The sequence below is a fragment of the Streptomyces sp. NPDC001663 genome (genome assembly GCF_042893105.1).
Taxonomy (GTDB): Bacteria; Actinomycetota; Actinomycetes; order Streptomycetales; family Streptomycetaceae; genus Streptomyces.
Genome location: NZ_JBIAUR010000002.1, coordinates 23,381 through 47,549 on the forward strand (window position 1 = coordinate 23,381; position 24,169 = coordinate 47,549).

Here is a 24,169-nt window from a genome sequence, read left to right on the forward strand (position 1 = left end):
GAAACGTGGGGGATGTGGGTGAGCGGATGCTGCGGCTGAGCTTCACGGCGGAGGACCTGCTCGCAGTGACCTTCGCTCCGGAACCCGCGCCCCTGATGGAGCTGGGCCTGGCCGTCGCCGTCCTCCAACGGCAGCCCCCGAGCCCGGCGTTGAGCCGCTGGCGGCACACGGCCCGCAGGGCGTTTCCGGCCGAGGCCCGTCCCCTGCTCCAGCTGATCCCGCCCACGGCCAGGGGCCCCTTGTTCCTCGACCCGCTCAGCCGTGGCCTCGAGGCCGGCCTCGACACCGTCCTGTCGACCCCGCCCGCCCGGGTCCGCGCCGAGCTGGACGGCCGTATCCCCGAGGTGCTGCGGCCCACACCCTGGCTGCGGCGGATCGCCGGCAAGGAACGGGAGGCGTGGGAGGAGCTGGAACGAGCCCTGCGTGCCGCGTACGGCGGTCTGCTGTCGGCCTGCTGGCCCGACATCCAGTCCGCCTTCGACGCCGAACGGGCCTGGCGCACCCGCTTGTTGGCGCAGCACGGCATCCGCACCGCCCTGGCCGGCCTCGGCCCCGGCGGACGCTGGGAGGGGACGACGCTCGTCTTCGACGATCCGGCCGACCGGGAGGTGTCGCTGACGGGACACGGAGTGATCCTCCTGCCGTCCACCCTCTGGACCGGGCGCCCGCTGGTGGCCCATCACGACGACGCGCCGAGCATCCTGATCTACGAGGGTGCGGCGTCGCTGCCGCTGCTCGGCGAGCGCACGTCCGGTCGCCCGAGTCCGCTGGCGGCCCTGCTCGGCCGTACCCGGGCCGCCGCGCTGGAACTCCTCACCCGGGAGCACACCACCAGCGAGGTGGCGCGCGAGCTCGACATCAGCAGGTCCTCGGCGTCCGAACACACCAAGGCGCTGCGCGACGCCCGGCTGATCACGACGAGCCGGGACGGCAAGGCGGTCTGGCACATCTGCACCCCCCTCGGCCTCGAACTGCTCGCGGCGACCTGAGCCGCCGTATCCCCATCGACGCAACAGCGGTTCATCCAGGGCGGGTTGCGGCGAAAGGAGGTCGCCGTGAGGTATCCCGACGGCCGGCCGGGGCGACGGGATCACCTCGCCGCGGTGCAGGCGGTCCGGCGTTTGCGTTGCCGCTACGGTGTTGAACAGTCGTGTTCGTCGGCGACGACGACCTGTCGGTGCAGCCGCACGAGACGGAGTTCCACGTCCACCCCTGCTTCCGGGCGGCGCTCGGTGCGACGAGCGCGATCGACCTGCGGCGCTACGAGCCCTACGACGCCTTCCAGGTGGGCTCCCGCGTTCCGCAGGGCATCACATACAGCTCCGCCCAGCTGGGGAACACCTTCTTCAACCGGGACGACCGGCTGGTGACGGAACTCCGGCGCTCCTGCCACTCCGTCCTCGCGCAGACCGGCCGCGCGGTGAGCCTTGCCCAGGACGCCCGGGACGAGATCAACCAGCGCATCAACCGCGTCCTCGACGACGTCAACGGCATGGGCACCGCGGCCGTCTTCGACGCGGACGACCAACTCCTCAACGCGGCTCACTACTTCGACGGCCTGTCCGCCCAACTCCTCGCCAGCGGGCTGGACTCGGGGACGGGCGGAGCCGGGGGCGTCGCGCGCCGCCTGGAGGACGAGGCCCGGCGACTGCGCCGGGTGGCGGGCGGGTCGTACGGCAGCGACGGCAGCTCGGCGGGCCGCTGAAGCGCGGTCGTGAGCCCGGGACGCCCGGGCGTCCCGTGGGCAGGTCCTAGCCGATCTCCTCTCCCCGCAGTGCCCCAGCCACCACCGCCGTCACGACCCGCCGTACCGCCTCCGCATCCGGCGACCGCGCCTCCCGGTCCGCGTACAGCAGATGTGCCGCGCCCAGGAGGGTGGGGGCGAGGACGCCCACGTCTGTGTCGGGCTTCAGGCGGCCCAGGTCGCGCTCCGCCGTGAGGTAGGACGCCAGCATCGCCGCCGCCTCCCCCATGAGCGGGATGCCCGTCGAGCCCGCCGCGCGCAGGCGGGCTCGAAGCTCGTCCCGGGAGATGACCAGGCTTACGACTGCGGTCGCGACCGGGTCGAACAGGTCCGTCAGCGCGGCCGTGAGGTTGCCGGTGAGCGTGCCGGTTCCGGCCGATGCGCGCAGTGCGGCGGAGCGGTCCTCGAGCCGGTGGATACGGGCCAGCACCAGCTCCGCCAGGAACGCGTCGAAGTCCGCGAAGTGCCGGTGCAGGACGCCCTTCGCGCAGCCCGCCTCCGTCGTCACCGCCCTGCTGGTCAGTGCGTTCGGGCCGTCCCGGAGCAGGATGCGCTCGGCGGCGTCGAAGAGTTGTCGGCGCGGGTCGCGCATGGCCACACCTGTTGGCATGCCGGGTGTCTCTCCTCGCAGTGAGTGGGCGCTTGCCCATTGACCGGTGGGCGGGTGCCCACCCATAGTGGGCGCATGCCCACTTTACCGTCTCAGCCGCAGTCACCGGATGTCGGGAACGAACCCCACCGGCGCCGGGACATCGCCGAGTCCTTCGGCGCGGATCCCGAGCGCTACGACCGGGCCCGCCCCCGGTACCCCGCCGCCCTGATGCAGCGCATCGTCGCCGACATTCCGGGCACGGACGTCCTCGACGTCGGCTGCGGCACGGGGATCGTCGCCCGGCAGCTCCGGGCGGCCGGGTGCCGGGTGCTCGGGGTCGAGCCCGACGCACGTATGGCCGAAGTGGCCCGGAAGCTCGACGTGGACGTGGAAGTGGCGACGATCGAGCAATGGGAGCCCGGCGGGCGGGAGTTCGACGCCGTCGTCGCAGGGACCGCCTGGCACTGGGTCGACCCCGTCGTGGGCGCGGCGAAGGCGGCGCGTGTGCTTCGGCCCGGCGGCTTGCTGGTCCCCTTCTGGAACGTGGCCCAGCTGCCGTCCGAGCTCGGGGAAGCCTTCGCCGACGTCATCGAGCGCGAAGTCACCGGCCTGCCCTTCGACTTCCGCGGGGCCCTGACGCGGCCCGCCCTGCAGACGTACCGGTCGGGGTTCGACAAGGCCGCCGACGGCATGCGGGCCGCCCGTGCCTTCGGCGAACCCGAACAGTGGCGCTACGACTGGGAGTTCACGTACACCCGCGACGCCTGGCTGGACGTCATGCCCACCCAGGGCGCCTTCACCAGGCTCCCCGCCGACCGGCTCGCGCGGTTGCTGGAGGGGGTCGGGGCCGCCATCGACGCACACGGCGGCCGCTTCACCATGCCGTACGCGACCGTGGCGGTCAGTGCGCGACGAAGCTGAAGCACTCCTCCTCGCCGGCCGACTCGGCCTCGGTCGGCCGGAAGCAAGTTCATCGGGGAGACGATGAGCGTGCACCGCTGGCGGTGAAGGTCGCCACGCCGACGCCTGAGGAGGATCTCTGGATGGACGAGGCCCTACGCATGGTCAATCGCTTCCAAAACCGCTTCACCGCGGAACTGGAGGAGGACCACATCGCGTAGGGCCTCACGGGCCGGTCAGAGCCGCTGCGGCGTCCTGATGCCCAGCAGGGCCATGCCCTTGTGCAGGGTGCGGGCCGTCAGGTCGACCAGGAACAGACGGTTCTCCATCTGCTCCTGCGTATCGGCCTTGAGGACCGGGCACTGGTCGTAGAACGCCGTCAGGTGCGACGCCAGCTGGTACAGATACGCGGCCAGCTTGTGCGGTGCGTACTCCGCAGCCGCCTCGTACACCGTGTCGCCGAACGCGTCCATGTGCAGCCCCAGCGCCCGCTCCGCCGGGGCGAGTTCGAGCTCCGGGTGCGCCAGCGGAGACGACCCCTCGGCCTTGCGCAGGATCGACCTGATACGGGCGTACGCGTACTGGAGGTAGACCGACGTGTCGCCGTTCAGCGACACCATCTGGTCCAGGTCGAACTTGTAGTCGCGGTTCGGCGACGTCGACAGGTCCGCGTACTTCACGGCGCCGATCCCGACGTACCGGCCGTTCTCGACGATCTCCTCCTCGGTCAGGCCCACCTTCTCGGCCTTCTCACGCACGACCGCCGTCGCCCGCTCGACCGCCTCGTCCAGCAGGTCCTCCAGCCGTACGGTCTCGCCCTCACGCGTCTTGAACGGCTTGCCGTCCGCGCCCAGCACCGTCCCGTAGCCCATGTTGTGCGCGGTGACGCCGTCGCTCAGCCAGCCCGCCCGCCGGGCCGTCTCGAAGACCATCTTGAAGTGCAGCGACTGGCGGACGTCCACGACGTACAGCAGCGTCGTCGCGTTCAGGTCGAGGACGCGGTTGCGGATCGCGGTCAGGTCGGAGGCCGCGTAGCCGAAGCCGCCGTCGGCCTTCTGCACGATCAGCGGGACCGGCTGGTCGTCCTTGCCGCGGATCTCGTCGAAGAACACCACGAGCGCACCCTCGGAGCGCACCGCGACGCCCATCTCCTCCAGGAGGCGGGCGGTCTCGGGCATGCCCTCGTTGTACGCGGACTCGCCGACGATCTCCTCGTCGCGGATCTCCATGTCCAGCTTCTCGAAGACCGAGTAGAAGTAGACCTTCGACTCGTCCACGAACTGCTGCCAGAGTTCCAGGGTCTCCTTGTCGCCGGACTGCAGGGCGACGACCCGCTTCCGGGCGCGCTCCTTGAACTCCTCGTCCGCGTCGAAGACCGCGCGCGAGGCCTTGTACACCCGGTTCAGGTTAGACATGGCCTGCTCGCCGTCGACGTCCGTCGCCGGAGCCAGCTCGCCGGGGTGCTCGAACAGGTACTGGATGAGCATGCCGAACTGGGTGCCCCAGTCGCCGATGTGGTGTCGGCCGATCGTCTTCTCGCCGGTGAAGTCGAGCATGCCGCGCAGTGCGTCGCCGATCACCGCCGAGCGCAGGTGGCCGACGTGCATCTCCTTGGCCACGTTCGGCTGGGCGTAGTCGACGACCGTGATGCCGGGAGCCGGGTTGAGGGGCACACCGAGACGACCCGTGTCGTCCGCGTACCGCGCCGCCAGGTTCTCGGTGATCGCCTTGTCGGAGATCGTGACGTTCAGGAAGCCCGGACCGGAGACCTCGACGTCCTTGATCACGTCACCGGTGACGACCTGCGAGACCACCTGCGTCGCGAGCTCCCGCGGGTTGGCCTTGGCCTTCTTGGCGAGCGCCAGGATGCCGTTCGCCTGAAAGTCCGCCCGGTCGCTACGTCGCAGCAGCGGGTCCGCGCCGGCCGCCTCCGGCAGGGTGGCCGAGAGGGCGGACGCGAGGTGCTGCTGGACGGAGTCGCTGAGGGACGTGACCGAGGCCATAGGAAGGGGTGCCGTTCTCCTCGTGGGGATCGATAGACCCAACCAGTATCCCATGGGGGGTAAAGCCGTTTTCCCGGGCGCGTGGCGGTCTGGGAGAATGAGCTGTCAGCCGTTGACCGTACAGGCTGCCCCGGAGAAAGAAGGACGTGCCGATCGTGGCTCAGAGCACCGAGACCGCCGACTGGGTCTCCCGTTTCGCGGATGACGTCATCGAGGAGTCGGAGCGTCGGGCCCCCGGCAAACCTGTCGTCGTCGCGTCCGGCCTCTCCCCCTCCGGCCCGATCCACCTCGGCAACCTCCGCGAGGTCATGACCCCGCACCTCGTCGCCGACGAGATCCGCCGCCGCGGCCACCAGGTCCGGCACCTGATCTCCTGGGACGACTACGACCGCTACCGCAAGGTGCCGGCCGGCATCGCCGGGGTCGACGAGACCTGGGCCGAGCACATCGGCAAGCCGCTGACCTCCGTGCCCGCCCCCAAGGGGTCCACGCACCCCAACTGGTCCGAGCACTTCAAGGCCGCCATGACCGAGTCGCTCGCCGAGCTCGGCGTCGAGTTCGACGGCATCAGCCAGACCGCCCAGTACACCTCCGGCGTGTACCGCGAGCAGATCCTGCACGCCATCGCCCACCGCGCCGACATCGACGCGATCCTCGACCAGTACCGCACCAAGAAGGCCCCGGCGAAGCAGAAGCAGGGCCAGAAGCCGGTCGACGAGGCCGAGCTGGAGGCCGCCGAGGGCTCGGGCGCGGCCGGCGAGGACGACGGCAGCAGCGGCTCCGCCGGGTACTTCCCGTACAAGCCCTACTGCGGCAACTGCGAGAAGGACCTCACGACGGTCACCTCCTACGACGACGAGACCACCGAGCTGACGTACGCCTGCACGTCGTGCGGCTTCTCCGAGACCGTCCGGCTCAACGAGTTCAACCGCGGCAAGCTCGTCTGGAAGGTCGACTGGCCGATGCGGTGGGCCTACGAGGGCGTGATCTTCGAGCCGAGCGGTGTCGACCACTCGTCCCCGGGCTCTTCCTTCCAGGTCGGCGGACAGATCGTCGGGATCTTCGGCGGCAAGCAGCCCATCGGCCCCATGTACGCCTTCGTCGGCATCAGCGGCATGGCCAAGATGTCGTCCTCCCGGGGCGGCGTCCCCACCCCCGCGGACGCCCTGAAGATCATGGAGCCGCAGCTCCTGCGCTGGCTCTACGCCCGCCGCCGCCCCAACCAGTCCTTCAAGATCGCCTTCGACCAGGAGATCCAGCGCCTCTACGACGAGTGGGACAAGCTCGACGCCAAGGTCACGGACGGCTCCGCCCTCCCGGCCGACGTCGCCGCGCACTCGCGCGCCGTACGCACCGCCGGCGGCGAACTGCCCAAGACGCCCCGCCCGCTGCCGTACCGGACACTCGCCTCGGTCGCGGACATCACGGCCGGGCACGCGGACCAGGCACTGCGGATCCTCAGCGAACTCGACCCCGCGGACCCGCTCGGCTCCCTCGACGAGGCACGGCCGCGCTACGACAAGGCCGAAGCCTGGATCAACACGCACGTCCCCGCCGACCAGCGGACCATCGTGCGCGACGAACCCGACACAGACCTGCTGAAGTCCCTCGACGAGGCCTCCCAGCGGTCACTGCGGCTGCTGCTCGACGGCCTCGAGTCGCACTGGTCGCTCGACGGGCTCACACACCTCGTGTACGGCGTGCCCAAGGTCCAGGCCGGGTTCCCGGCCGACGCCACGCCCAAGGAGCTGCCGGCCGAGATCAAGACCGCCCAGCGGACCTTCTTCGCGCTGCTCTACCACCTGCTGGTCGGCCGCGACACCGGTCCGCGACTGCCCACGCTGCTGCTGGCAGTGGGGCAGGAGCGAGTACGAGCCCTGCTCGGGGAGTGACGTCATGAGAAAGCGCCCGGTGCCGCACGGCACCGGGCGCTTTCTCATGCGATGTGCTCTTCTTCCAGCTCCTTGTAGTGGCGGTTGCTGAAGCGATCGACCATGCGCTTGGCTTCCGCACCCTCGAGACGGTGACCGAACTCCGCCTCGATGTTGTCGATGAGCTGGTTCGGCGTCGGGTAGCTGCCGTTTATCGACTGCTTGAAGACCTGGTAGTAGGACTCGTCGTCCGGCTCCGGAGCACCGCCGCCCTCACCGAGCTCACGCGTGCGGCCCGGGCTGACCGGGATCTGGAAGCTGCCCGTCTCCTCCGAAGACGACTCCTCCTGGAACTGCTGCTCCCGGAACGGCTCCTCCGGGAACTGCTCCTGCTGGTACTGCTCCTGGTACTGCTCGGCCTGCTGCTGCTCCGCGAACCACTGCGCGTACTGCTCCGGGTCGTACGCGGGGTCGTAGTCGCCCTGGTACTGGACCTGCTGCGGGACGTTGAACCAAGGGCTCTGATCCGGTCCCTGCTGGTACTGCTCCTCCACAGGCGCCGGCTGCTGCTGCGGAACGTGCGCCGCCTCGACAGCCCGCGGAGGCGCAGACGCCTCGACCCGAGGCGCCGGCGGAAGCAGCGCCGGCTCGATGCCCGCCGCCGCCAGACCCGACGGAGCCGTCTCCGCCAGCGGCACCCCGTACCGCGCCAGCCGCAGCGGCATCAACGACTCCACCGGAGCCTTACGACGCCACGCACGCCCGAACCGCGAACGCAGCCGCGCCTGGTACACCAGACGCTCCTGCTCCAGCTTGATGACCTGCTCGTAGGAGCGCAGCTCCCAAAGCTTCATCCGGCGCCAGAGAAGGAACGTCGGCACCGGGGAGAGCAGCCAGCGCGTGAGGCGCACGCCCTCCATGTGCTTGTCCGCCGTGATGTCGGCGATACGGCCGATCGCATGCCGGGCCGCCTCGACGGACACCACGAACAGCACCGGAATCACCGCGTGCATACCCACACCCAGCGGATCCGGCCAGGCCGCCGCACCGTTGAACGCGATCGTCGCCGCCGTCAGCAGCCAGGCCGTCTGCCGCAGCAGCGGGAACGGTATGCGGATCCAGGTGAGGAGAAGGTCCAGCGCGAGCAGCACACATATGCCCGCGTCGATGCCGATCGGGAACACATAGGAGAAGTTCCCGAAGCCCTTCTTGATGGCCAACTCGCGGACCGCCGCATACGAACCGGCGAAGCCGATGCCGGCGATGATCACGGCGCCGGTCACGACCACGCCGATGAGAATCCGGTGCATCCGAGTCAGCTGCAGTGGCGCGGCCACCCGTACTCCCCTCCCATTGCGTGCTGTTGCGCGCAACAGAGTGGCACATGTGTGCGCCCCACTAGGTAACGGAACGGGTGGAGCCCGGTCCCCGCAGGGGGCCGGGCTCCGTCAAAAAGCGGTGCTGAGCTGCGAGTTGGCGTCCAGATGTGACAGTCAGCTCTTCTTCGACGCTGAGGAGGACGGAGACGCCGAAGACGACTTCGAGGCCTTCGACGGAGACGCCGACGGAGACTTCGACGCCGACTTCGAAGGCGAGGGCTTCGCCGTGCCCGAATCCGAGCCCGAACCCGTGCTCCCGCTGCCGTCACCGTTCGCCGCCGCCACCGAGGCGACCGCCTCCTTCGCCGCGTTCTCCGCGACCTTCGCCAGCGTGTCCGCGCTCGGCGTCTTCTCACCGGCCAGGCCCGCGCCGTTGTAGTCCAGCGTGATGACGACGTTCTCGACGCGCGTCACGACCGTCTGCTGCTTGAAGGAACCCTCCTTCTTCTTCAGGTCGTAACGCACCAGCGTCGCCTCGTCGCCCGTCCCGGCAACCGGCTCCGACTTCGTGTTCTTCGCGCCCTGAACCGCCTGGGCGTCCTTGACCTGCTTCTCGTAGTACGCGTGCGCCAACTGGTCGCCCTCGCCGCGCGTCGCGTCCGACTCGAAACGCAGCAGAGAGACATTCAGCCAGCGGAACTGCGAGCCCTTCACACCGTTGTTGTCCAGGCTGCTCCACGAGCAACTCGCCCGCGTCGCCGCGTCGCCCGACTTGCCCTCCTTGCCGGACTTCGCACCCTTGGGCACGAGCGAGGCCAGCGTCTTCTTCGACAACACCCCACACGAATCCGGCAACTTCTTGTACGCCGCCGCCTGCACCGTCGGCGACGCGCTCGCACCGGACGCGGACGACGAAGAGTCGCTGCCCGAACCCTTGCTGCCTCCGTCACCGGAGTCGGAGTCCGAGGAGCAACCGGCGGCCAGCACCATCACGGGCACTGCGACCGCGCAGACAAGGAAGCGCCCTGAGCGCTTCACTCGCCGGTCTCGCTGGGTCCGCTGGTCTCGCTCTGCTGCTCGCTGCATGGTTCCTTCACTCATGACGCTGTGGTTCCTGCGGTCGGCGGGTCGGGTCCGAGGGGCCACGGTACGCGGTGAGGAAACTGTGTGCTTCTGCTTCGCGAGCTTTGCGGACGGACGCGAGGGGGGACCGAACGGCCGCTAACCGGCCAGCGTGTCCGCCAGCGAGGCGGCCAGTTTCCGGGCCCTGTCCTGCATTTCCTTGCTGTCCGGCACGGCCCCGACCGTGGCCGGCTGCTCCTCGTACTCGATGGTCACGATGACGTTGGACGTGCGGAACGCCACAGTCACCGTCCGCTGCTGAACCGTCGAACCGGACCCGCTCAGCGCGTCGTCCAGGAAGGCCTCGTCGCCGAGATCGGAGAGGGTGCGGGGCAGCAGGCTGGACGGAGTGGCGGACGGAGAAGCGGAATCCGAGGCGGACTCGGAGGAGTCGGCGGCCGGGGAGGCAGAGGAAGAAGCCGAGGCCGAAGAACTGGGATCGGTGCTGCTGGAACCGGAATCGGAACTGGAATCACCGTCGGAACTGGAACCGGAAGTGGCCGGCTCGGGCAGGTCGGCCGCCGCTTCCTTCGTCCCGAACACCTCCTCCGCCTCGCTGTCGTCGCTCACGGAGTTGTGGTACGACACGACACGTTCGAAGTCGACGTAAAGACGATCCGTGGCATCCGTCGAGTCGACCTTCCAGCGGCAGCCGACCTTGCGGTCCGTGTCGAACGTCAGCGTCGCCTCGCCCTCGTACGCCTTGTCCCGCTGCTCCTCGTCGGTGATCTGCGCGATGCCGGGCAGAAGCGAGTCGAGGGTGTCCTGGTCGACCGCGCTGCACGGCTCCGGAAGCGTGCGGTACTTGCCCGGCTGGGCGGCCGGGCTGGCCGTTCCGGCGTCACCGGGGTTGGAGTTGTCCGTGCTGCTGTCGTCGCTCGAGCCGCCGGTGCAGCCGGCCAGCAGCACGGCGAGGAGCGCCGCGACACCGGATACGTACGCCTTCCGCTGCACGGTCGGGCTCCTCTCGACGGTGGGGTCTGGCGATCGGTCCACCAGTGTCCCCGCTGGTTATTCGCTTGCCGCACGGGGGCGCCCCCGGCAGACAATGTGTATCGCACGCACTGCCGTGGACGCCGGTCCGTTGTCCCTTTCCTTCGACCTTGGCGCCGGTTTTGCGTTTCCATACTTCTGTTGTTGTTTCGGGGGAAAGAGGACGATATGTCGTACGTAGAGATGCCGGGGGCGAAGGTACCGATCCGGATGTGGACCGACCCGACGACGGTCGAGGACGTCGCCCTGCAGCAGCTCCGCAACGTCGCGACCCTGCCCTGGATCAAGGGCCTCGCGGTCATGCCGGACGTGCACTACGGGAAGGGTGCGACGGTCGGGTCCGTCATCGCGATGCAGGGGGCCGTGTGCCCTGCGGCGGTGGGGGTGGACATCGGCTGCGGGATGTCGGCGGTGAAGACGTCGCTCACGGCGAACGATCTGCCGGGGGATCTGTCGCGGCTTCGGTCGAAGATCGAGCAGGCGATTCCGGTGGGGCGGGGGATGCATGACAGTCCCGTTGAGCCGGGGCGGTTCCATGGGCTTGCCACCGGGGGGTGGGATGACTTCTGGGGGCGGTTCGACGGGGTTGCGGATGCGGTGAAGTTCCGGCGGGAGCGGGCGGCTTTGCAGATGGGGACCCTCGGCTCGGGGAATCATTTCACGGAGCTCTGCATAGATACGCATGGCGCGGTGTGGCTCATGCTCCACTCCGGTTCTCGGAACATTGGTAAGGAACTGGCTGAGCATCACATCGGCGTGGCCCAGAAGCTTCCGCACAACCAGGGGCTCGTGGACCGTGACCTTGCGGTGTTCGTGGCGGACACTCCTCAGATGGGGGCTTACCGCAACGACCTGTACTGGGCGCAGGAGTACGCGAAGTACAACCGCACCATCATGATGGCGCTCTTCAAGGACGTGATCCGCAAGGAGTTCAAGAAGGCGAAGCCGACCTTCGAGCCGGAGATCTCGTGCCACCACAACTACGTGAGCGAGGAACGCTACGAGGGCATGGACCTGCTTGTGACCCGCAAGGGCGCGATCCGGGCCGGCTCCGGTGAGTACGGGATCATCCCGGGCTCCATGGGCACGGGTTCGTACATCGTGAAGGGTCTCGGGAACGAGAAGTCCTTCAACTCGGCCTCGCACGGCGCCGGTCGGCGCATGAGCCGAAACGCTGCGAAGCGGCGCTTCTCGACGAAGGACCTGGAAGAGCAGACGCGGGGCGTGGAGTGCCGTAAGGACTCCGGCGTCGTGGACGAGATTCCGGGCGCGTACAAGCCGATCGAGCAGGTCATCGATCAGCAGCGGGACCTCGTGGAGGTCGTGGCGAAGCTGAAGCAGGTCGTCTGTGTGAAGGGCTAGAGACGGTGATGGGCGCGAGGATTGCCGCGCCCATCACTAGTTGTGGGTTACGCGAGCCGCTTTTCCAGCAGTGTCACCGCGTACGGGCTGCCCGTGCCGTCCTGCTTGGCCGACTGTTCGCCGACCACCTTGTAGCCCGCCGCCTCGTAGTACGCGCGGAGTTGGGGGTTGGAGGACAGGCAGTCCAGGCGGGCGTACGGGCGGCCCGTCGCGGTGATTCGGGACTCCGCCTCCGCCAGCATCTTGCGGCCTGTGCCCGGCGGTGCCGTGTGCGGTGTTGTCATCAGGCGGTGGATGTAGCCCGCGTCCGCGGGGCGGGGGCCCCAGGCCGCCTCGTCCTCCCACCAGATTTCCCAGGCGCCCGTCAGGTGGGGGCCCGTGTGGGCCAGCCAGACCTCGCCCTGCTGCATGCGGGTGCGGAAGTGGGTCTCGTCCTTCTCGCCCGGCTTCCATTGGTCGATTCCGCGGGCCAGTTGCCAGAGGGCTGCCGAGTCGCGGAGGCGGACCAGGGTTGCGGCGTCCGACGGTGTTGCCCTGCGGTAGGTCAGGGGCGGGAAGGTGGTGGGGTTGGGTTCCAGGAGGGCCGTGCGGAGGGTTGTCGCCAGCGCTTCCGCGTCCAGGGACAGTTCCTGCGTCACGTAGTTCTCGATCGACCCGTAGCGCTTCTTCATGGACGCGAGGAACGTGCGCATCACCGACGCCGGCGCCCGTCCGAAGCCCAGCCATGTCGGCTCGCGGCCCTCGCGCGCCGTCCAGGCCGCCACCATCGCCTCTGTCGCCAGTTCCGTGAGGCTGTAGTCCTCGATGACGGTGGGCTCCGGGATGCCCAGCAACTCCAGGATCAGCGCCGCCAGTTGGCCCGTACGGTCCTTGCCCGACGCGCAGTGGAAGACCAGGGGCTGCCCCGACTCCGCCGCGTCCGCCACCAGTTCCAGTGCGCGGCGGATTTCCTTCGTGCCGTCCTCCGCCACCTCCATGTAGCGCTCCGCGAGGTACGGGCCCGGGTCGACCTCGGGAGGCAACGCCGGCTGGTTGTACGGGCGGTGCTCGATGCTGAGGTGGTGGTAGCCGAAGGACGTGTCGTCCGGGATGCGGCCCCGCTTCTCGATCTCCCAGGGGTGGCGGAGGTCGATCACCGTGCGGATGCCCAGGGACAGGAAGCGGTCCCAGTCCGGAGTGCCTTCGCGCAGCTTGCCCAGCGAGTCCGCGCGGTACAGGCGTCCGGGGCGGATCCGCCGGCCGTCCGGGGTCGTGTAGCCGCCCAGGTCACGGAAGTTGTGCAGCGCGTCGAAAGGTATGTGTCTGTCCACAGGCTGTGACCTTACGTCTACTCGGCGTGCGGCACGGCTACTTGGCGTGGAGCACGGCGTAGATCATCACGAACGCGACGATGTGGATGCCGAAGAGGAAGTACGCGAGGTAGTACCAGACGTAGCGTTCGCGTTTCTTCTCCAGCGACAGGCGTCGCTGCTCGGCTTCGGCCTGTCGCTCGGCGTCGTCCGTCATCACAGTTCCCGGTGGACCTTCGTGTTGGACGCCTGGGCACGCGGGCGCAGGACCAGGAGGTCGACGTTGACGTGGTGGGGGCGGGTGACCGCCCAGGTGATGGTGTCCGCGACGTCGTCGGCCGTGAGGGGTTCGGCGACGCCCTCGTAGACCTTGGTCGCCCTCTCCTCGTCGCCGCCGAAGCGGGTGAGCGCGAACTCGTCGGTCTTGACCATGCCGGGCGCGATCTCGATGACGCGGACCGGCTGGCCGACGATCTCCAGGCGGAGGGTTTCGGCGAGGACGTGGGAGCCGTGCTTGGCGGCTACGTAGCCCGCGCCGCCCTCGTAGGTGCCGTGGCCGGCGGTGGAGGAGACGACCACGACTGTTCCGTCGCCGCTCGCGACGAGCTTCGGGAGCAGGGCCTGGGTGACGTTCAGGGTGCCGAGGACGTTCGTCTCGTACATCGTGCGCCAGTCGGCGGGGTCGCCGGTCGCGACCGGGTCGGCGCCGAGCGCGCCGCCCGCGTTGTTGACGAGGACGCCGATCGTCTTGAAGGCGGTGGCGAACTCGTCGACCGCCGTGCGGTCCGTCACGTCCAGCTGGTAGGCCGTCGCCGAGTGGCCGGCCGAGTTGATCTCCTCCGCGAGCGCCTCGATGCGGTCCTTGCGGCGGGCGGTGAGGACGACCCGGTAGCCGGCCGCTGCGAGCTGCCGGGCCGTGGCGGCGCCGATTCCGCTGCTCGCACCGGTGACGACGGCGATGCGGGAGGCGGCGGACGGTGCGGTGGCCATGTGGGGCTCCTCGAGGCGGTCGGTACGGCGGCTGGCTGCTGCCCAGGGTAGGTGACGTCGGTCGGCGGGCGGTGCGCCCTTTCAATGCGCGGACACCATGCGCGAACACTCGATGCGCGGACGACTTCGCCGGGTGGGACGATGAGAAGGGTGATCCTCCGGTCCTGTGGAGGTGGATCATGGGGCAGGCACGAGAGGTCATGGACCGGCTCACCGAGGCGGTCACGACGCACGCGGATCCGAAGACGATCGGCGAGCTCTACGCACCGGATGCGGTCGCGTTCACCCCTGACGAAGGGGAGATCCGAGGGCGCGACAACATCGCCGAGTACTGGCGGCAGATGACGGACGCGATTCCGGACGGGTCGTTCGAGACGGTGCACTCGTACGAGATCGGGAACACGGCCATAGACGAGGGGTTCTTCAGCGGCCGGAACACCGGGCCGCTCCAGCTGCCCTCCGGGGACACGCTGCCTGCGACACAGAAGGAGGTCAGGATCCGCGGGGTGGATCTCGCCACCGTCGGGGAGGACGGGCGGATCGTCGACTACCGGCTCTACTTCGACGAGATGGAGTTCCTGACGCAGCTGGGGCTGCTGCCCGACGAGCCGTCCTGAGAACGGTTCAGCCGCCGCGCGGCGCCCACATGATCACCGCCATGCCGACCAGGCAGATCAGCGCGCCGGTCACGTCCCAGCGGTCCGGGCGGTAGCCGTCCGCGACCACGCCCCACAGGATCGACCCGGCGACGAAGATCCCGCCGTACGCGGCGAGGATGCGGCCGAAGTGGGCGTCCGGCTGGAAGGTGGCGACGAAGCCGTAGGCGCCGAGGGCGAGGACGCCGCCGGCGATCCACAGCCAGCCGCGGTGTTCGCGCACTCCCTGCCAGACCAGCCAGGCGCCGCCGATCTCGAAGAGGGCGGCGACGACGAAGAGGGCGGCGGAGCGTGCGACGAGCATGCCCGCAGCTTGGCATGCCCGCTGTCAGCTGCGTGCTTGCTGTCACCTGATGGACGGCGCCTGCCGCGTGCTGCGCGTGGGATACATCCGTACGACCATGCGGCGACACCGTGCGACCACATGGCGGCCATGCGGAGCGAGGAGCGGCGGTATGCGGAGGATGCGGGTTCTTGCGGCGGGGGGCGCCGCTCTGGCGGCGGTGGCGGCAGCGGCTCTGCCTGCCGGTGCCGTCGACGGCGCCGAGGCGGATCTGGCCTATCACGGTGCCGTGTCCATGGCCGGCGGCCAGGTCTTCGTGCGGTTCACGCCGCGCAACCACGGGCCGTCGGACGTGCCGGACGTGACGGTGCGGCTGCGCTGGTCGGTGCCGCTCGCGGACGGGCAGGTGCTGCCGCCGGGGTGCGCGCGGTCGGGGCCGCGGGTGCTGCTGTGCCGGGTGGGGCCGCTGGCCGCGGGCGAGGTGGGTGCGCAGGTCGCGGTGCGGGTGCGGCTGCAGGGGAGGCCCTCCGAGCTGCGGCTCGAGGTGGACACGGTGTGGGCCGGGGGTGCCGTCGACCGGAACCGGCAGAACGACGAGCAGCGGGTACTCGTGCTGGGTACCGGGGACGAGTACTACTTCTGACGGGGCCCGCTTCGGGTTGGCGGGGGTGCGGCTGCTGCGTCGTACGATCTCTGCACCGCGCAGACGGAGCAGGCGAAGAGGAGCGGAGGAGCAAAGGGCATGGCCGGGAACGCGCGTGAGCGTCTGATGGACGAGCTGTCCGCCGTCTCGCGCCGCTACATGGCCTCGTACGCCCTCTTCAACCAGGCCGTCGCCGATCACCTGGGCCTGCACCCCACCGATCTGCAGTGTCTGAACCTGCTGACGCTGGAGGGCGGTCCGGTGACGACCGGCCGGATCGCCGCGTTGACGGGGCTGACCACCGGCTCGGCGACGCGGCTGGTGGACCGGCTGGAGAAGGCGGGCTATGTCGTACGGGAGCGGGACGCGGCCGACCGGCGGAAGGTGCTGGTGGCGACGGTGCCGGACCGGATCGCCGAGTTCGGGCGGATGTGGGAGCGGCTGGGCGGCGGCTGGTCCGCCCTGTTCGAGGAGCTGGACGACGCCGAACTCGCCGTGGTGATCGGGCACATGAGGCGCACGGTGGAGTTCAGCGGGCAACAGGTCGCACGGCTGCGGGCCGGCGAGGTCTGAGCGGTCAGGCGCTCTCCGCGTCGTAGCGCTCGCGGGCCTCGTGCACCTCGTCGAAGTGGGTCTCGGCCCACCTCTTCACCGCGGTCATCAACTGGGCGAGGCTGCTGCCGAGTTCGGTGAGTTCGTAGTCGACGCGGACCGGTACGGACGGGGTGACCGTGCGGGTGAGGATGCCGTCGCGTTCCAGTGAACGCAGTGTCTGCGTCAGCATCTTGGGGCTCACGCCCGCGATCTTGCGGCTGAGGTCGCTGTAGCGCAGGGGGCCGGAGGCGAGGGCCGCGAGGACGAGGCTGACCCACTTGTCGCTGAGCCGGTCGAGGAGCTGGTTGGTGGGGCACGCGCGGAGAAACGCGTCGTACTCCACGCGGGCCTGCTCGCGCTTCTGGGCCGCTGTCATGGTCGCCATGGCTCTCCCCTCGGTGAGGTAGGCACCTCGAGGTAACTACTTCCTCCTGGATAGTAACTCTTCCTAGGGTTGTTGCAGCAGAGCGAACCGTTCGAAGAGTCTCATTACGGGAGAAATGACCATGCGTGCTGCAGTGGTGAGGACGTTCGGCGGCCCCGAGGCCGTGGAGGTCGTGGACGTGGACGTGCCCGAGCCGGCCGCGCGGCAGGTGCGGATCAAGGTCGCGGCGGCCGCGCTGAACCCGGTGGACGCGGGAGTGCGGCAGGGCGTCTTCGGTGGCGGCGGCAAACAGATCGGGCTCGGCTGGGACGTCGCCGGGACCGTGGACGCGACGGGCGTGGCCACCGCCTGGAGCGTCGGCGACGAGGTGGTGGCGCTGGACTACGGCATGGTGAAGCCGCTGGGCACGCACGCCGAGTACGTCGTCGTCGACACGGACGCGGTGGCGAAGGCGCCGGCCACGGTCGACGCCGTGCAGGCGGCGACGCTGCCGCTGAACGCCCTGGCCGCCGTACAGGCCCTGGATCTGCTGGAGTTGGGGGAGGGGCAGTCGCTGCTGATCACCGGTGCGGCGGGCGCGGTCGGTGGATTCGCCGTCCAACTCGCCGCGCGCCGGGGGATTTCGGTGACCGCGCTGGCGAGGAAGGGCGACGAGGAGTTTCTGCGGTCGCTGGGGGCCGCGCACTTCGCGTCCGGTGCCGTCGGGGCGGGCGGCGTCGACGCCGTGCTGGACGCGGCGGTGCTGGGGGAGGCGGCCCTGGAGTGGGTGCGGGACGGCGGTGTCTACGTCGGTGTCATCCCGCAGGCGGCTCCGGCCCCGGTGCGCGGGGTGCGGACCGGCGCGGTCGAAGTGAGCGCGGACGGGGCGCAGTTGGCCGAGCTGGCGGCGCTGGTCGACGAGGGGGTGCTGACGCTGCGGGTGGCGGAGACGTACGCCCTCGAGGAGGCACCGAAGGCGCACGCCCGCCTGGCGGAGGGCGGGGTGCGCGGCCGGTTGGTGCTGGTGCCCTAGTGGTGCTGCTCCGCCGGTGCCTTGCGCGGCAGCAGTCGTACGAGGGGCAGGCACAGGGCGACGGCCGCGGCGACCACGGCGAGGCTCGCGAGCAGGGCGTGGGTCTCGCCGCCGTCGACCGCCTTGAAGTACACGGTGGTTACGGCCGCCGCTCCGATCGCGTTGGCGAGTTGCTGCACCGCGTTGAGCGAGCCGCTGGCGCTGCCGGCCTCCTCGGGGGCGATGTCGCCGATGGTGACGTCGTAGACGGTGCCGAAGCAGGTGCCCATGCCGAGGCCGACGAGGAGGAGGGGCGGGACGAGCGCCCACCCGGACGAGTCGGAGAGCAGTGCCAGGCAGCCGCAGCCGGTGAGGATCAACAGCAGTCCGGCGACGACCAGTCGGCGGCCGTAGGTGTGGATCAGCCGGTAGCAGGCGATGGACGCGACGACGATCCCCGCGGACAGCGGGATCAGGCCGAGTGCGGTGCCGGCGGGGGAGTGGCCGAGGCCGCGCTGGAGGTGGAGGGAGACGACGTAGAGGAGGCCGGCGACCGCGGCGAAGGCGAGGACGCCGAGGATCAGGCCCGAGGTGAAGCCTCGGTTGTGCAGGAGGCTCGGGCGGATCAGGGGCTCGGGGGCGGTGCGCTGGCGGTGGCAGAAGGCGGCGAACAGGGCAAGGCCGAGGAGGAGTTGGGCGAGCGGGCGGGTACCCCAGCCGCCGTCCGAGCCGTCGATCAGGCCGCCGAGGAGGCCGAGCAGCGCGCCCGCGAGGAGCGCTGATCCCGGGCCGTCGACCGAGAGGGACGGGTCGCCCGTGTCCCGCGGGAGCAGTCGAGCGGCGGCCAGGAGTGCGGCGCCGCCCAGGAGCAGGTTGATCAGGAACATGGGGCGCCAGCCGAGGCCGGCGAGGTCGGCGTCGACGAGGAATCCGGCGAGGATCGGACCGCCGACGGCGGACAGGCCCATGACGGGCCCGAACAGGCTGAACGCCTTACCGATCTCCTCGCGCGGCCAGGTCGCCCCGAGGATGCCGAAGCCCTGCGGGATGACGAGCGCACCGAAGGCGCCCTGCACGAGCCGGGCGACGACCAGCACCGCCGGGTCCGGGGCGAGCCCGCAGGCCAGGGAGGCGGCGACGAAACCGGCGAGGCCGAGCAGGAACAGCCGCCGGCGCCCGTACTTGTCGCCGAGCCGGCCGCCGGGCACCAGAAGCACGCCGAGCGCGAGGGCGTAGGAGGCGCCGAGCCACTGCACGAGGCTCGGGCCGCCGCCGAGGTCCTTCGTGATGGTCGGCGCGGCGATGTTGGTGATCGTCGCGTCGAGCAGGTCGAGAACGTCGGCGGCCAGGACGACGGCGAGCACGGCCCAGCGGGCGCGGGCGGTCAGGACGGGTTTTTCTCTTGCGTTACGAAGAATCTGCGTCACGCAGATAAATATCGGGAGTGCCGTCCCGGCCGTCAAGGGGATATCGCCGAGGGCCGCTTCTAACTGCGCGAGCGGATGGACATCACGGCCTTCCGCTCCGTGAAGCCGGACTGGCGGCGGCCGCGTACGCCGTCGGCGGCACCCCCACCGTCGCCGTGAAGTCCCGCACCAGATGGGCCTGGTCGGCATAGCCGAGGTCGGCCGCGAGGGCCGCCCAGTCGACGTCCCGGTCGGTCTCCGCGCGCTCCAGGGCCTCGTGGATGCGGTAGCGCAGGATGACCCACTTGGGGCCGACGCCGACATACCCGGCGAACAGGCGCTGCAGCACTCGTACGGACATCCCCTCGGTGCGGGCGAAGTCGCCGGCGCGGCGGATCGTGCGGTCGGTGCGGATGCGGTCGACCAGGGCCGTCGCGAGGTCGGCCTGGGGGTCGGGGTGGGGGTCGAGGGAGAGCAGGAAGCCGTCCAGGGCGGAGATCCGGTCGGCCTCGTCGTCCGGGGTGAGGACGGCCGCGAGGTCCGCCGTCGGGAAGTCCTCTGGGGAGGGGACCCGCCGGCCCGTCCACTCGCTCACCGCCCGCCCGGGTGCGAAGGGGCGGAAGGCGCCGGGCCGGAACTTGATGCCGCACACCCGTCCCCGCCCCTCCAGTTTCTGGGTGAACAGGCCCTGCTGGACGCCCGCGACCTCGACGAACGGTTCCTGGCCCTCGAAGTGCTGGAAGACGATGTGGACCGCGGGATGCGGGACCACGTGCGAGACGTACGGCTCGGCGAGGTCCCAGTCGATCAGCCAGTAGTGCTCCACGTACCGGCGCAGCTGCTCGGCGGGCTCGGGGCGGCGGAAGTCCACGCGCGCGAGGAAGTCCGCGGCGCCGACGATGCCTCGGGTGTCACGGCGTGGGGCGGCCATGAGGGGAGCGTACGGTCCGGCACCGACAGTCGGCGGAATACGTGGGTCGCGGAGGTCGTTCACCGCTATAGTTGAACGGTCAACAACTTGGAGGTTGAGCGACCATGCAGTTCGGGATCTTCAGCGTCGGCGACGTCACGCCGGACCCGACGACGGGCCGTACGCCGACGGAGCGCGAGCGCATCAAGGCCATGGTCGCCATCGCGCTGAAGGCCGAGGAGGTCGGCCTCGACGTCTTCGCGACCGGCGAGCACCACAACCCGCCCTTCGTGCCATCGTCCCCGACCACGATGCTCGGCTATGTCGCCGCGCAGACGGAGAAGCTGGTCCTGTCCACCTCCACGACGCTCATCACCACCAATGACCCGGTGAAGATCGCCGAGGACTTCGCGATGCTCCAGCACCTGGCCGACGGCCGGGTGGACCTGATGATGGGCCGCGGCAACACCGGCCCGGTGTATCCGTGGTTCGGCCAGGACATCCGCCAGGGCATCAACCTGGCGATCGAGAACTACGCGCTGCTGCGTCGCCTGTGGCGCGAGGACGTCGTGGACTGGGAGGGGAAGTTCCGGTCGCCGCTGCAGGGCTTCACGTCCACGCCGCGGCCGCTGGACGGGGTCCCGCCGTTCGTCTGGCACGGCTCGATCCGCTCGCCGGAGATCGCCGAGCAGGCGGCGTACTACGGCGACGGCTTCTTCCACAACAACATCTTCTGGCCGGCCGACCACACCAAGCGGATGGTCGAGCTCTACCGGACGCGGTACGCGCACTACGGGCACGGGACGCCGGAGCAGGCGATCGTCGGGCTCGGCGGCCAGATCTTCATGCGGAAGAACTCCCAGGACGCCGTGCGGGAGTTCCGCCCGTACTTCGACGTCGCGCCGGTGTACGGCCACGGGCCCTCCCTCGAGGACTTCACGGACCAGACGCCGCTCACCGTCGGCTCCCCGCAGCAGGTGATCGAGAAGACCCTGTCCTTCCGGGAGTACGCCGGTGACTACCAGCGTCAGCTCTTCCTGGTGGACCATGCCGGGCTGCCGCTGAAGACCGTGCTGGAGCAGATCGACATGCTGGGCGAGGAGGTCGTGCCGGTGCTGCGCGAGGAGTTCGCCAAGGGCCGTCCGGCGGACGTGCCGGAGGCGCCGACGCACGCGTCGCTGCTGGCCGCGGTGGAGAAGGAGGTCGTGGCATGAGGCTCGTCGTCGTGTCGGCGGGGCTGAGCGTGCCGTCGTCCACGCGGTTGCTGGGGGACCGGCTGGCCGCGGCCGTGGGCCGGCAGACCCCGGTGGAGGTGCAGGTCGTGGAGCTGCGCGAGCTCGCGGTCGAGATAGCGCACAACTTCACGAACGGGTTCCCGGGGCGGAATCTGTCGGCCGCGCTCGAGGCGGTGACGGAGGCGGACGGGCTGGTGGTCGTCACGCCGGTGTTCTCCGCCTCGTACAGCGGGCTGTTCAAGTCCTTCTTCGACGTGGTCGAGCCGGACGCCCTGGCGGGCAAGCCGGTGCTGATCGCGGCGACCGGCGGCACGGCCCGGCACTCGCTCGTCCTGGAGCACGCGCTGCGTCCGCTGTTCGCGTACCTGAAGGCCGTGGTCGTCCCGACGGGGGTCTACGCCGCCTCGGAGGACTGGGGCGCGGAGGGTTTGGACGGACGGATCGAACGGGCAGGTGGGGAGCTCGCGGGGCTGATGGCGGGGCTCACCACGAAGAGGGCGGAGCCCGGGTTGGTGCCTTTCGAGCAGCAGCTCGCCGCTCTTCGACCCACAGGGTGAGAGGACGGTAGGGGCGCCGCCTTGGTTGCGCCCCAGGGGTGAGAGGCCAGTAAGAAGGGCGCCCGGTGAGCTGCTCATCACGTCGTACGACACCTGGACCTTGGCAGACTGGAGCCGTGTCCCAAACTGTGCTGCTCGCCGAAGACGACCGCGCCATCCGTCACGCCCTGGAGCGCGCCCTGACCCTGGAGGGCTACCAGGTCACCGCGGTCGCCGACGGCGTCGAGGCGCTGGCGCAGGCCCACCGGACCCCACCGGACGTGCTCCTGCTGGACGTGATGATGCCCGGCATCGACGGCCTCCAGGTCTGCCGGGTGCTGCGTGCCGAGGGCGACCGGACCCCGATCCTCATGCTCACCGCCCTCGTCGAGACCGCGGACCGTATCGCCGGCCTGGACGCCGGCGCCGACGACTACGTGGTCAAGCCGTTCGACGTCGAGGAGGTCTTCGCACGGCTGCGTGCGCTGCTGCGCCGTACCAGCGCGGACGGCGCGCCCGTGGCCGACGTACCGAAGGAGCCCCCGGCCTCCGCCGACCGGCAGATCCAGGCCGCCGGACTGCGCATGGACGTGCAGGCCCGGCGGGCCTGGCGCGGGGAGCGCGAGCTGGAGCTGACGCGGACCGAGTTCGAGCTGCTGGAACTGCTCGTGCGCAACGCCGGGATCGTCCTCGACCACTCCACCATCTACGACCGCATCTGGGGCTACGACTTCGGGCCCGGCTCCAAGAACCTCGCCGTGTACGTCGGCTATCTGCGCCGCAAGCTCGACGAGCCGGGCGCACCGGCGCTGATCCACACGGTGCGCGGTGTGGGTTACGTGCTGCGGGAGGACTGAATGGGCCGGCTCAGGCGGCTGCTGGCGAGACGGCGGCCCGGGCTGGTCTCCCTGCGCACCACGTTCGCCGTGTCCTTCGCGGCCGTCACCGCCGCCGTCACCGTCCTGGTCGGCGTCCTGTCGTACAGCGCCGCCGCGCGGCTGGTGCGGGTCGACCAGGAATCCGTGTTCGACCAGGTCGTGCAGGACCTGCGCGACGAGGTGCGTCAGCACCGGATGACGACGGACGACTTCTCGTCCTCGGCGCCGGGCCACGACATCGTGCGGCCCGCCCGGACCGATGTGCAGGTGCTGGGGGCGGACGGCAAGGTCGTCGACACCGGCAGCCCGGGACTGCCCGTCACCGCCGCCGACCGGTCGATCGCGGCCGCCCGGACCGCCGGGAAGATGGTCGAGCACAAGGACGTCGACGTCGCCGCGGACGTGTACCGCATCGCCACCGTCTCCCTCGGTGACCGGCGGGGCGCGGTGCAGGTCGCGCAGGAGTTCAGCGACACCGAGGACCTGCTGCGGGCGCTGCAGCAGCGGACGCTGATCCTGATGGGCGCGGTGGTGACCGCCGCGGGCCTGTTCGGCTGGTGGCTGGCGCGGCGCATCACCCGTCGGCTGATCATCCTGACCTCGGCCGCGGAGGACGTCGCGCGCACCCGGCGGCTCGGCATCGAGGTGCCCGTCACCGGTTACGACGAGGTGGGCCGCCTCGGACGCGCCTTCGACCGCATGCTGGGCCGTCTCGCCCAGTCCGAGGAGGACCAGCGCCGTCTGGTCCAGGACGCCGGGCACGAGCTCCGCACGCCGCTCACCTCCCTCCGTACGAACATCTCGCTCCTTCGCCGCATCGACGAACTGCCCCCTTCGACCCGGGACGAGCTGGTCGCGGACCTCACCCAGGAGGCGCGCGAACTCACCGATCTGGTCAACGAGTTGGTGGACCTTGCGGCCGGGCAGTCCGACACCGAGCCGCCGCAGCGGGTCGACCTCGCGGACATCGCCGAGGACGTGGCCGGGCTCGCCCGGCGCCGCTCCGGACGTCACATCACCGTCCGCGCGAGCGGCGACACGACGACCGACGGGCGCCCCGGAATGCTTCAGCGCGCGATCTCCAACCTTGTCGAGAACGCGGCCAAGTTCGACCGCGACGGCACGGGCCCCATCGAGATCTCCGTCTCCGGGCCCGCCCGGTCCGGCACGGTCCGCGTCGAGGTCCTCGACCGCGGCCCGGGTATCGCCGACTGCGACCTGATCCGCATCTTCGACCGCTTCTACCGCGCGGCGGACGCCCGTTCCCTGCCGGGCTCCGGCCTCGGCCTGTCGATCGTCCGCGAGGTGGCCATGGCCCACGGCGGCGCCCCGTTCGCACTCCAGCGGGACGGGGGCGGCTCGGTGATCGGCTTCACGGTGGGCGGGGTGCCGGGGGGCGGGACCGAGGGGTGAGGGATTCGGTGCCGAGCCGCGCGGTGCGGCTGATCGAGCAGACCTCGACATGTT

The 24,169-nt window shown here is 70.2% G+C and carries 25 protein-coding genes; 13 read left to right on the top strand and 12 right to left on the bottom strand.

Annotated features, from left to right (window positions below; genetic code table 11):
- Positions 1–14: 14 nt before the first annotated feature.
- Entirely contained in the window at positions 15–989 is a 975-nt protein-coding gene (locus ACFY1L_RS06365; RefSeq protein WP_388819086.1) for an ArsR/SmtB family transcription factor, read from the top strand.
- A 161-nt stretch (positions 990–1,150) separates the two neighbouring features.
- Positions 1,151–1,705, top strand: coding sequence for a hypothetical protein (locus ACFY1L_RS06370; RefSeq protein ID WP_388819088.1), 555 nt, complete (start codon positions 1,151–1,153; stop codon positions 1,703–1,705).
- Positions 1,706–1,751: 46 nt separating this feature from the next.
- Here the strand turns inward: ACFY1L_RS06370 and ACFY1L_RS06375 are convergent, their stop codons facing one another.
- Positions 1,752–2,354: a TetR/AcrR family transcriptional regulator gene (locus ACFY1L_RS06375; protein ID WP_388819091.1), complete on the bottom strand. Its 603-nt coding sequence runs from the start codon at positions 2,352–2,354 to the stop codon at positions 1,752–1,754.
- 75 nt (positions 2,355–2,429) lie between these two features.
- Between ACFY1L_RS06375 and ACFY1L_RS06380 the strand changes: the two genes are divergently transcribed.
- Entirely contained in the window at positions 2,430–3,257 is an 828-nt protein-coding gene (locus ACFY1L_RS06380; RefSeq protein WP_388819094.1) for a class I SAM-dependent methyltransferase, read from the top strand.
- A 215-nt stretch (positions 3,258–3,472) separates the two neighbouring features.
- On the opposite strand, the gene argS is transcribed toward ACFY1L_RS06380, so the two are convergent.
- Positions 3,473–5,239: an arginine--tRNA ligase gene (argS, locus tag ACFY1L_RS06385; RefSeq protein ID WP_388819097.1), complete on the bottom strand. Its 1,767-nt coding sequence runs from the start codon at positions 5,237–5,239 to the stop codon at positions 3,473–3,475.
- A 146-nt stretch (positions 5,240–5,385) separates the two neighbouring features.
- Between argS and lysS the strand changes: the two genes are divergently transcribed.
- Positions 5,386–7,131, top strand: coding sequence for a lysine--tRNA ligase (gene lysS, locus ACFY1L_RS06390; RefSeq protein WP_388819100.1), 1,746 nt, complete (start codon positions 5,386–5,388; stop codon positions 7,129–7,131).
- Positions 7,132–7,175: 44 nt separating this feature from the next.
- Here the strand turns inward: lysS and ACFY1L_RS06395 are convergent, their stop codons facing one another.
- The 3 genes from ACFY1L_RS06395 to ACFY1L_RS06405 form a co-directional block, all read right to left on the bottom strand.
- Positions 7,176–8,447, bottom strand: a complete 1,272-nt coding sequence (locus ACFY1L_RS06395) for a DUF2637 domain-containing protein (protein WP_388819103.1) — start codon at positions 8,445–8,447, stop codon at positions 7,176–7,178.
- 156 nt (positions 8,448–8,603) lie between these two features.
- Positions 8,604–9,515: a DUF3558 family protein gene (locus ACFY1L_RS06400; RefSeq protein WP_388819106.1), complete on the bottom strand. Its 912-nt coding sequence runs from the start codon at positions 9,513–9,515 to the stop codon at positions 8,604–8,606.
- 135 nt (positions 9,516–9,650) lie between these two features.
- Positions 9,651–10,505: a DUF3558 domain-containing protein gene (locus ACFY1L_RS06405; protein ID WP_388819108.1), complete on the bottom strand. Its 855-nt coding sequence runs from the start codon at positions 10,503–10,505 to the stop codon at positions 9,651–9,653.
- Positions 10,506–10,712: 207 nt separating this feature from the next.
- Here ACFY1L_RS06405 and ACFY1L_RS06410 point away from each other — a divergent pair, with 207 nt between their 5' ends.
- The gene (locus tag ACFY1L_RS06410) at positions 10,713–11,906 is read left to right on the top strand and encodes an RtcB family protein (protein ID WP_388821098.1); all 1,194 of its coding nucleotides are present in this window, start codon (positions 10,713–10,715) and stop codon (positions 11,904–11,906) included.
- 47 nt (positions 11,907–11,953) lie between these two features.
- Here ACFY1L_RS06410 and ACFY1L_RS06415 read toward each other — a convergent pair whose 3' ends face one another.
- From ACFY1L_RS06415 to ACFY1L_RS06425, 3 genes are read right to left on the bottom strand one after another with little or no spacing between them, the layout of a single operon-like run.
- Positions 11,954–13,216: a tyrosine-protein phosphatase gene (locus ACFY1L_RS06415; protein WP_388819111.1), complete on the bottom strand. Its 1,263-nt coding sequence runs from the start codon at positions 13,214–13,216 to the stop codon at positions 11,954–11,956.
- A 37-nt stretch (positions 13,217–13,253) separates the two neighbouring features.
- Entirely contained in the window at positions 13,254–13,412 is a 159-nt protein-coding gene (locus ACFY1L_RS06420) for a hypothetical protein (protein WP_388819113.1), read from the bottom strand.
- On the bottom strand, positions 13,412–14,185 hold the full coding sequence (locus ACFY1L_RS06425) for an SDR family NAD(P)-dependent oxidoreductase (RefSeq protein ID WP_388819116.1): 774 nt from the start codon (positions 14,183–14,185) through the stop codon (positions 13,412–13,414). The genes ACFY1L_RS06420 and ACFY1L_RS06425 overlap by 1 nt, the downstream gene beginning before the upstream one ends.
- Before the next feature lie 179 nt (positions 14,186–14,364).
- On the opposite strand from ACFY1L_RS06425, the gene ACFY1L_RS06430 reads away from it, so the two are divergent.
- Positions 14,365–14,802 (top strand): ester cyclase, encoded by a 438-nt coding sequence (locus tag ACFY1L_RS06430; RefSeq protein ID WP_388819118.1) that lies wholly within the window; start codon positions 14,365–14,367, stop codon positions 14,800–14,802.
- Positions 14,803–14,809: 7 nt separating this feature from the next.
- Here ACFY1L_RS06430 and ACFY1L_RS06435 read toward each other — a convergent pair whose 3' ends face one another.
- The gene (locus tag ACFY1L_RS06435; RefSeq protein ID WP_388819121.1) at positions 14,810–15,145 is read right to left on the bottom strand and encodes a YnfA family protein; all 336 of its coding nucleotides are present in this window, start codon (positions 15,143–15,145) and stop codon (positions 14,810–14,812) included.
- A 151-nt stretch (positions 15,146–15,296) separates the two neighbouring features.
- Between ACFY1L_RS06435 and ACFY1L_RS06440 the strand changes: the two genes are divergently transcribed.
- Both ACFY1L_RS06440 and ACFY1L_RS06445 read left to right on the top strand, forming a co-directional pair.
- A complete protein-coding gene (locus tag ACFY1L_RS06440) occupies positions 15,297–15,767 on the top strand; it encodes a hypothetical protein (protein WP_388819124.1) in 471 nt (156 codons plus the stop codon).
- Positions 15,768–15,866: 99 nt separating this feature from the next.
- Complete coding sequence (locus tag ACFY1L_RS06445) at positions 15,867–16,340, top strand: MarR family winged helix-turn-helix transcriptional regulator (protein ID WP_388819126.1); 474 nt, start codon at positions 15,867–15,869, stop codon at positions 16,338–16,340.
- A 4-nt stretch (positions 16,341–16,344) separates the two neighbouring features.
- Here ACFY1L_RS06445 and ACFY1L_RS06450 read toward each other — a convergent pair whose 3' ends face one another.
- On the bottom strand, positions 16,345–16,746 hold the full coding sequence (locus ACFY1L_RS06450; RefSeq protein WP_388819129.1) for a winged helix-turn-helix transcriptional regulator: 402 nt from the start codon (positions 16,744–16,746) through the stop codon (positions 16,345–16,347).
- Positions 16,747–16,867: 121 nt separating this feature from the next.
- Between ACFY1L_RS06450 and ACFY1L_RS06455 the strand changes: the two genes are divergently transcribed.
- Positions 16,868–17,758 (top strand): NADP-dependent oxidoreductase, encoded by an 891-nt coding sequence (locus tag ACFY1L_RS06455; protein ID WP_388819132.1) that lies wholly within the window; start codon positions 16,868–16,870, stop codon positions 17,756–17,758.
- On the opposite strand, the gene ACFY1L_RS06460 is transcribed toward ACFY1L_RS06455, so the two are convergent.
- Positions 17,755–19,164, bottom strand: coding sequence for an MFS transporter (locus ACFY1L_RS06460; RefSeq protein ID WP_388819135.1), 1,410 nt, complete (start codon positions 19,162–19,164; stop codon positions 17,755–17,757). The genes ACFY1L_RS06455 and ACFY1L_RS06460 overlap by 4 nt on opposite strands.
- 82 nt (positions 19,165–19,246) lie before the next feature.
- Positions 19,247–20,074 carry a DUF6597 domain-containing transcriptional factor gene (locus ACFY1L_RS06465; RefSeq protein ID WP_388819138.1) on the bottom strand — a complete coding sequence of 276 codons (828 nt, stop codon included), beginning with the start codon at positions 20,072–20,074 and terminating at the stop codon, positions 19,247–19,249.
- A gap of 104 nt (positions 20,075–20,178) precedes the next feature.
- Here ACFY1L_RS06465 and ACFY1L_RS06470 point away from each other — a divergent pair, with 104 nt between their 5' ends.
- From ACFY1L_RS06470 to ACFY1L_RS06485, 4 genes are all read left to right on the top strand, one after another.
- Positions 20,179–21,267 (top strand): LLM class flavin-dependent oxidoreductase, encoded by a 1,089-nt coding sequence (locus ACFY1L_RS06470; protein WP_388819141.1) that lies wholly within the window; start codon positions 20,179–20,181, stop codon positions 21,265–21,267.
- Positions 21,264–21,845: an FMN reductase gene (locus ACFY1L_RS06475; RefSeq protein ID WP_388819144.1), complete on the top strand. Its 582-nt coding sequence runs from the start codon at positions 21,264–21,266 to the stop codon at positions 21,843–21,845. The genes ACFY1L_RS06470 and ACFY1L_RS06475 overlap by 4 nt, the downstream gene beginning before the upstream one ends.
- 128 nt (positions 21,846–21,973) lie before the next feature.
- Positions 21,974–22,681, top strand: coding sequence for a response regulator transcription factor (locus ACFY1L_RS06480; protein WP_361265672.1), 708 nt, complete (start codon positions 21,974–21,976; stop codon positions 22,679–22,681).
- A complete protein-coding gene (locus ACFY1L_RS06485) occupies positions 22,682–24,115 on the top strand; it encodes an ATP-binding protein (protein WP_388819147.1) in 1,434 nt (477 codons plus the stop codon). It begins immediately after the preceding gene.
- Positions 24,116–24,169 lie beyond the last annotated feature (54 nt).

What these genes read in the sequence shown, in the direction of transcription:
- ACFY1L_RS06420 (WP_388819113.1), bottom strand. Translation starts at nt 13,412, where the DNA reads ATGACGGACGACGCCGAGCGACAGGCCGAAGCCGAGCAGCGACGCCTG.
- ACFY1L_RS06475 (WP_388819144.1), top strand. Translation starts at nt 21,264, where the DNA reads ATGAGGCTCGTCGTCGTGTCGGCGGGGCTGAGCGTGCCGTCGTCCACG.
- ACFY1L_RS06455 (WP_388819132.1), top strand. Translation starts at nt 16,868, where the DNA reads ATGCGTGCTGCAGTGGTGAGGACGTTCGGCGGCCCCGAGGCCGTGGAG.
- ACFY1L_RS06380 (WP_388819094.1), top strand. Translation starts at nt 2,430, where the DNA reads ATGCCCACTTTACCGTCTCAGCCGCAGTCACCGGATGTCGGGAACGAA.
- ACFY1L_RS06485 (WP_388819147.1), top strand. Translation starts at nt 22,682, where the DNA reads ATGGGCCGGCTCAGGCGGCTGCTGGCGAGACGGCGGCCCGGGCTGGTC.
- ACFY1L_RS06430 (WP_388819118.1), top strand. Translation starts at nt 14,365, where the DNA reads ATGGGGCAGGCACGAGAGGTCATGGACCGGCTCACCGAGGCGGTCACG.
- ACFY1L_RS06400 (WP_388819106.1), bottom strand. Translation starts at nt 9,515, where the DNA reads ATGCAGCGAGCAGCAGAGCGAGACCAGCGGACCCAGCGAGACCGGCGA.
- ACFY1L_RS06425 (WP_388819116.1), bottom strand. Translation starts at nt 14,185, where the DNA reads ATGGCCACCGCACCGTCCGCCGCCTCCCGCATCGCCGTCGTCACCGGT.
- ACFY1L_RS06445 (WP_388819126.1), top strand. Translation starts at nt 15,867, where the DNA reads ATGGCCGGGAACGCGCGTGAGCGTCTGATGGACGAGCTGTCCGCCGTC.
- ACFY1L_RS06440 (WP_388819124.1), top strand. Translation starts at nt 15,297, where the DNA reads ATGCGGAGGATGCGGGTTCTTGCGGCGGGGGGCGCCGCTCTGGCGGCG.
- ACFY1L_RS06375 (WP_388819091.1), bottom strand. Translation starts at nt 2,354, where the DNA reads ATGCCAACAGGTGTGGCCATGCGCGACCCGCGCCGACAACTCTTCGAC.
- ACFY1L_RS06465 (WP_388819138.1), bottom strand. Translation starts at nt 20,074, where the DNA reads ATGGCCGCCCCACGCCGTGACACCCGAGGCATCGTCGGCGCCGCGGAC.
- ACFY1L_RS06410 (WP_388821098.1), top strand. Translation starts at nt 10,713, where the DNA reads ATGTCGTACGTAGAGATGCCGGGGGCGAAGGTACCGATCCGGATGTGG.
- argS (WP_388819097.1), bottom strand. Translation starts at nt 5,239, where the DNA reads ATGGCCTCGGTCACGTCCCTCAGCGACTCCGTCCAGCAGCACCTCGCG.
- ACFY1L_RS06470 (WP_388819141.1), top strand. Translation starts at nt 20,179, where the DNA reads ATGCAGTTCGGGATCTTCAGCGTCGGCGACGTCACGCCGGACCCGACG.
- ACFY1L_RS06450 (WP_388819129.1), bottom strand. Translation starts at nt 16,746, where the DNA reads ATGGCGACCATGACAGCGGCCCAGAAGCGCGAGCAGGCCCGCGTGGAG.
- ACFY1L_RS06435 (WP_388819121.1), bottom strand. Translation starts at nt 15,145, where the DNA reads ATGCTCGTCGCACGCTCCGCCGCCCTCTTCGTCGTCGCCGCCCTCTTC.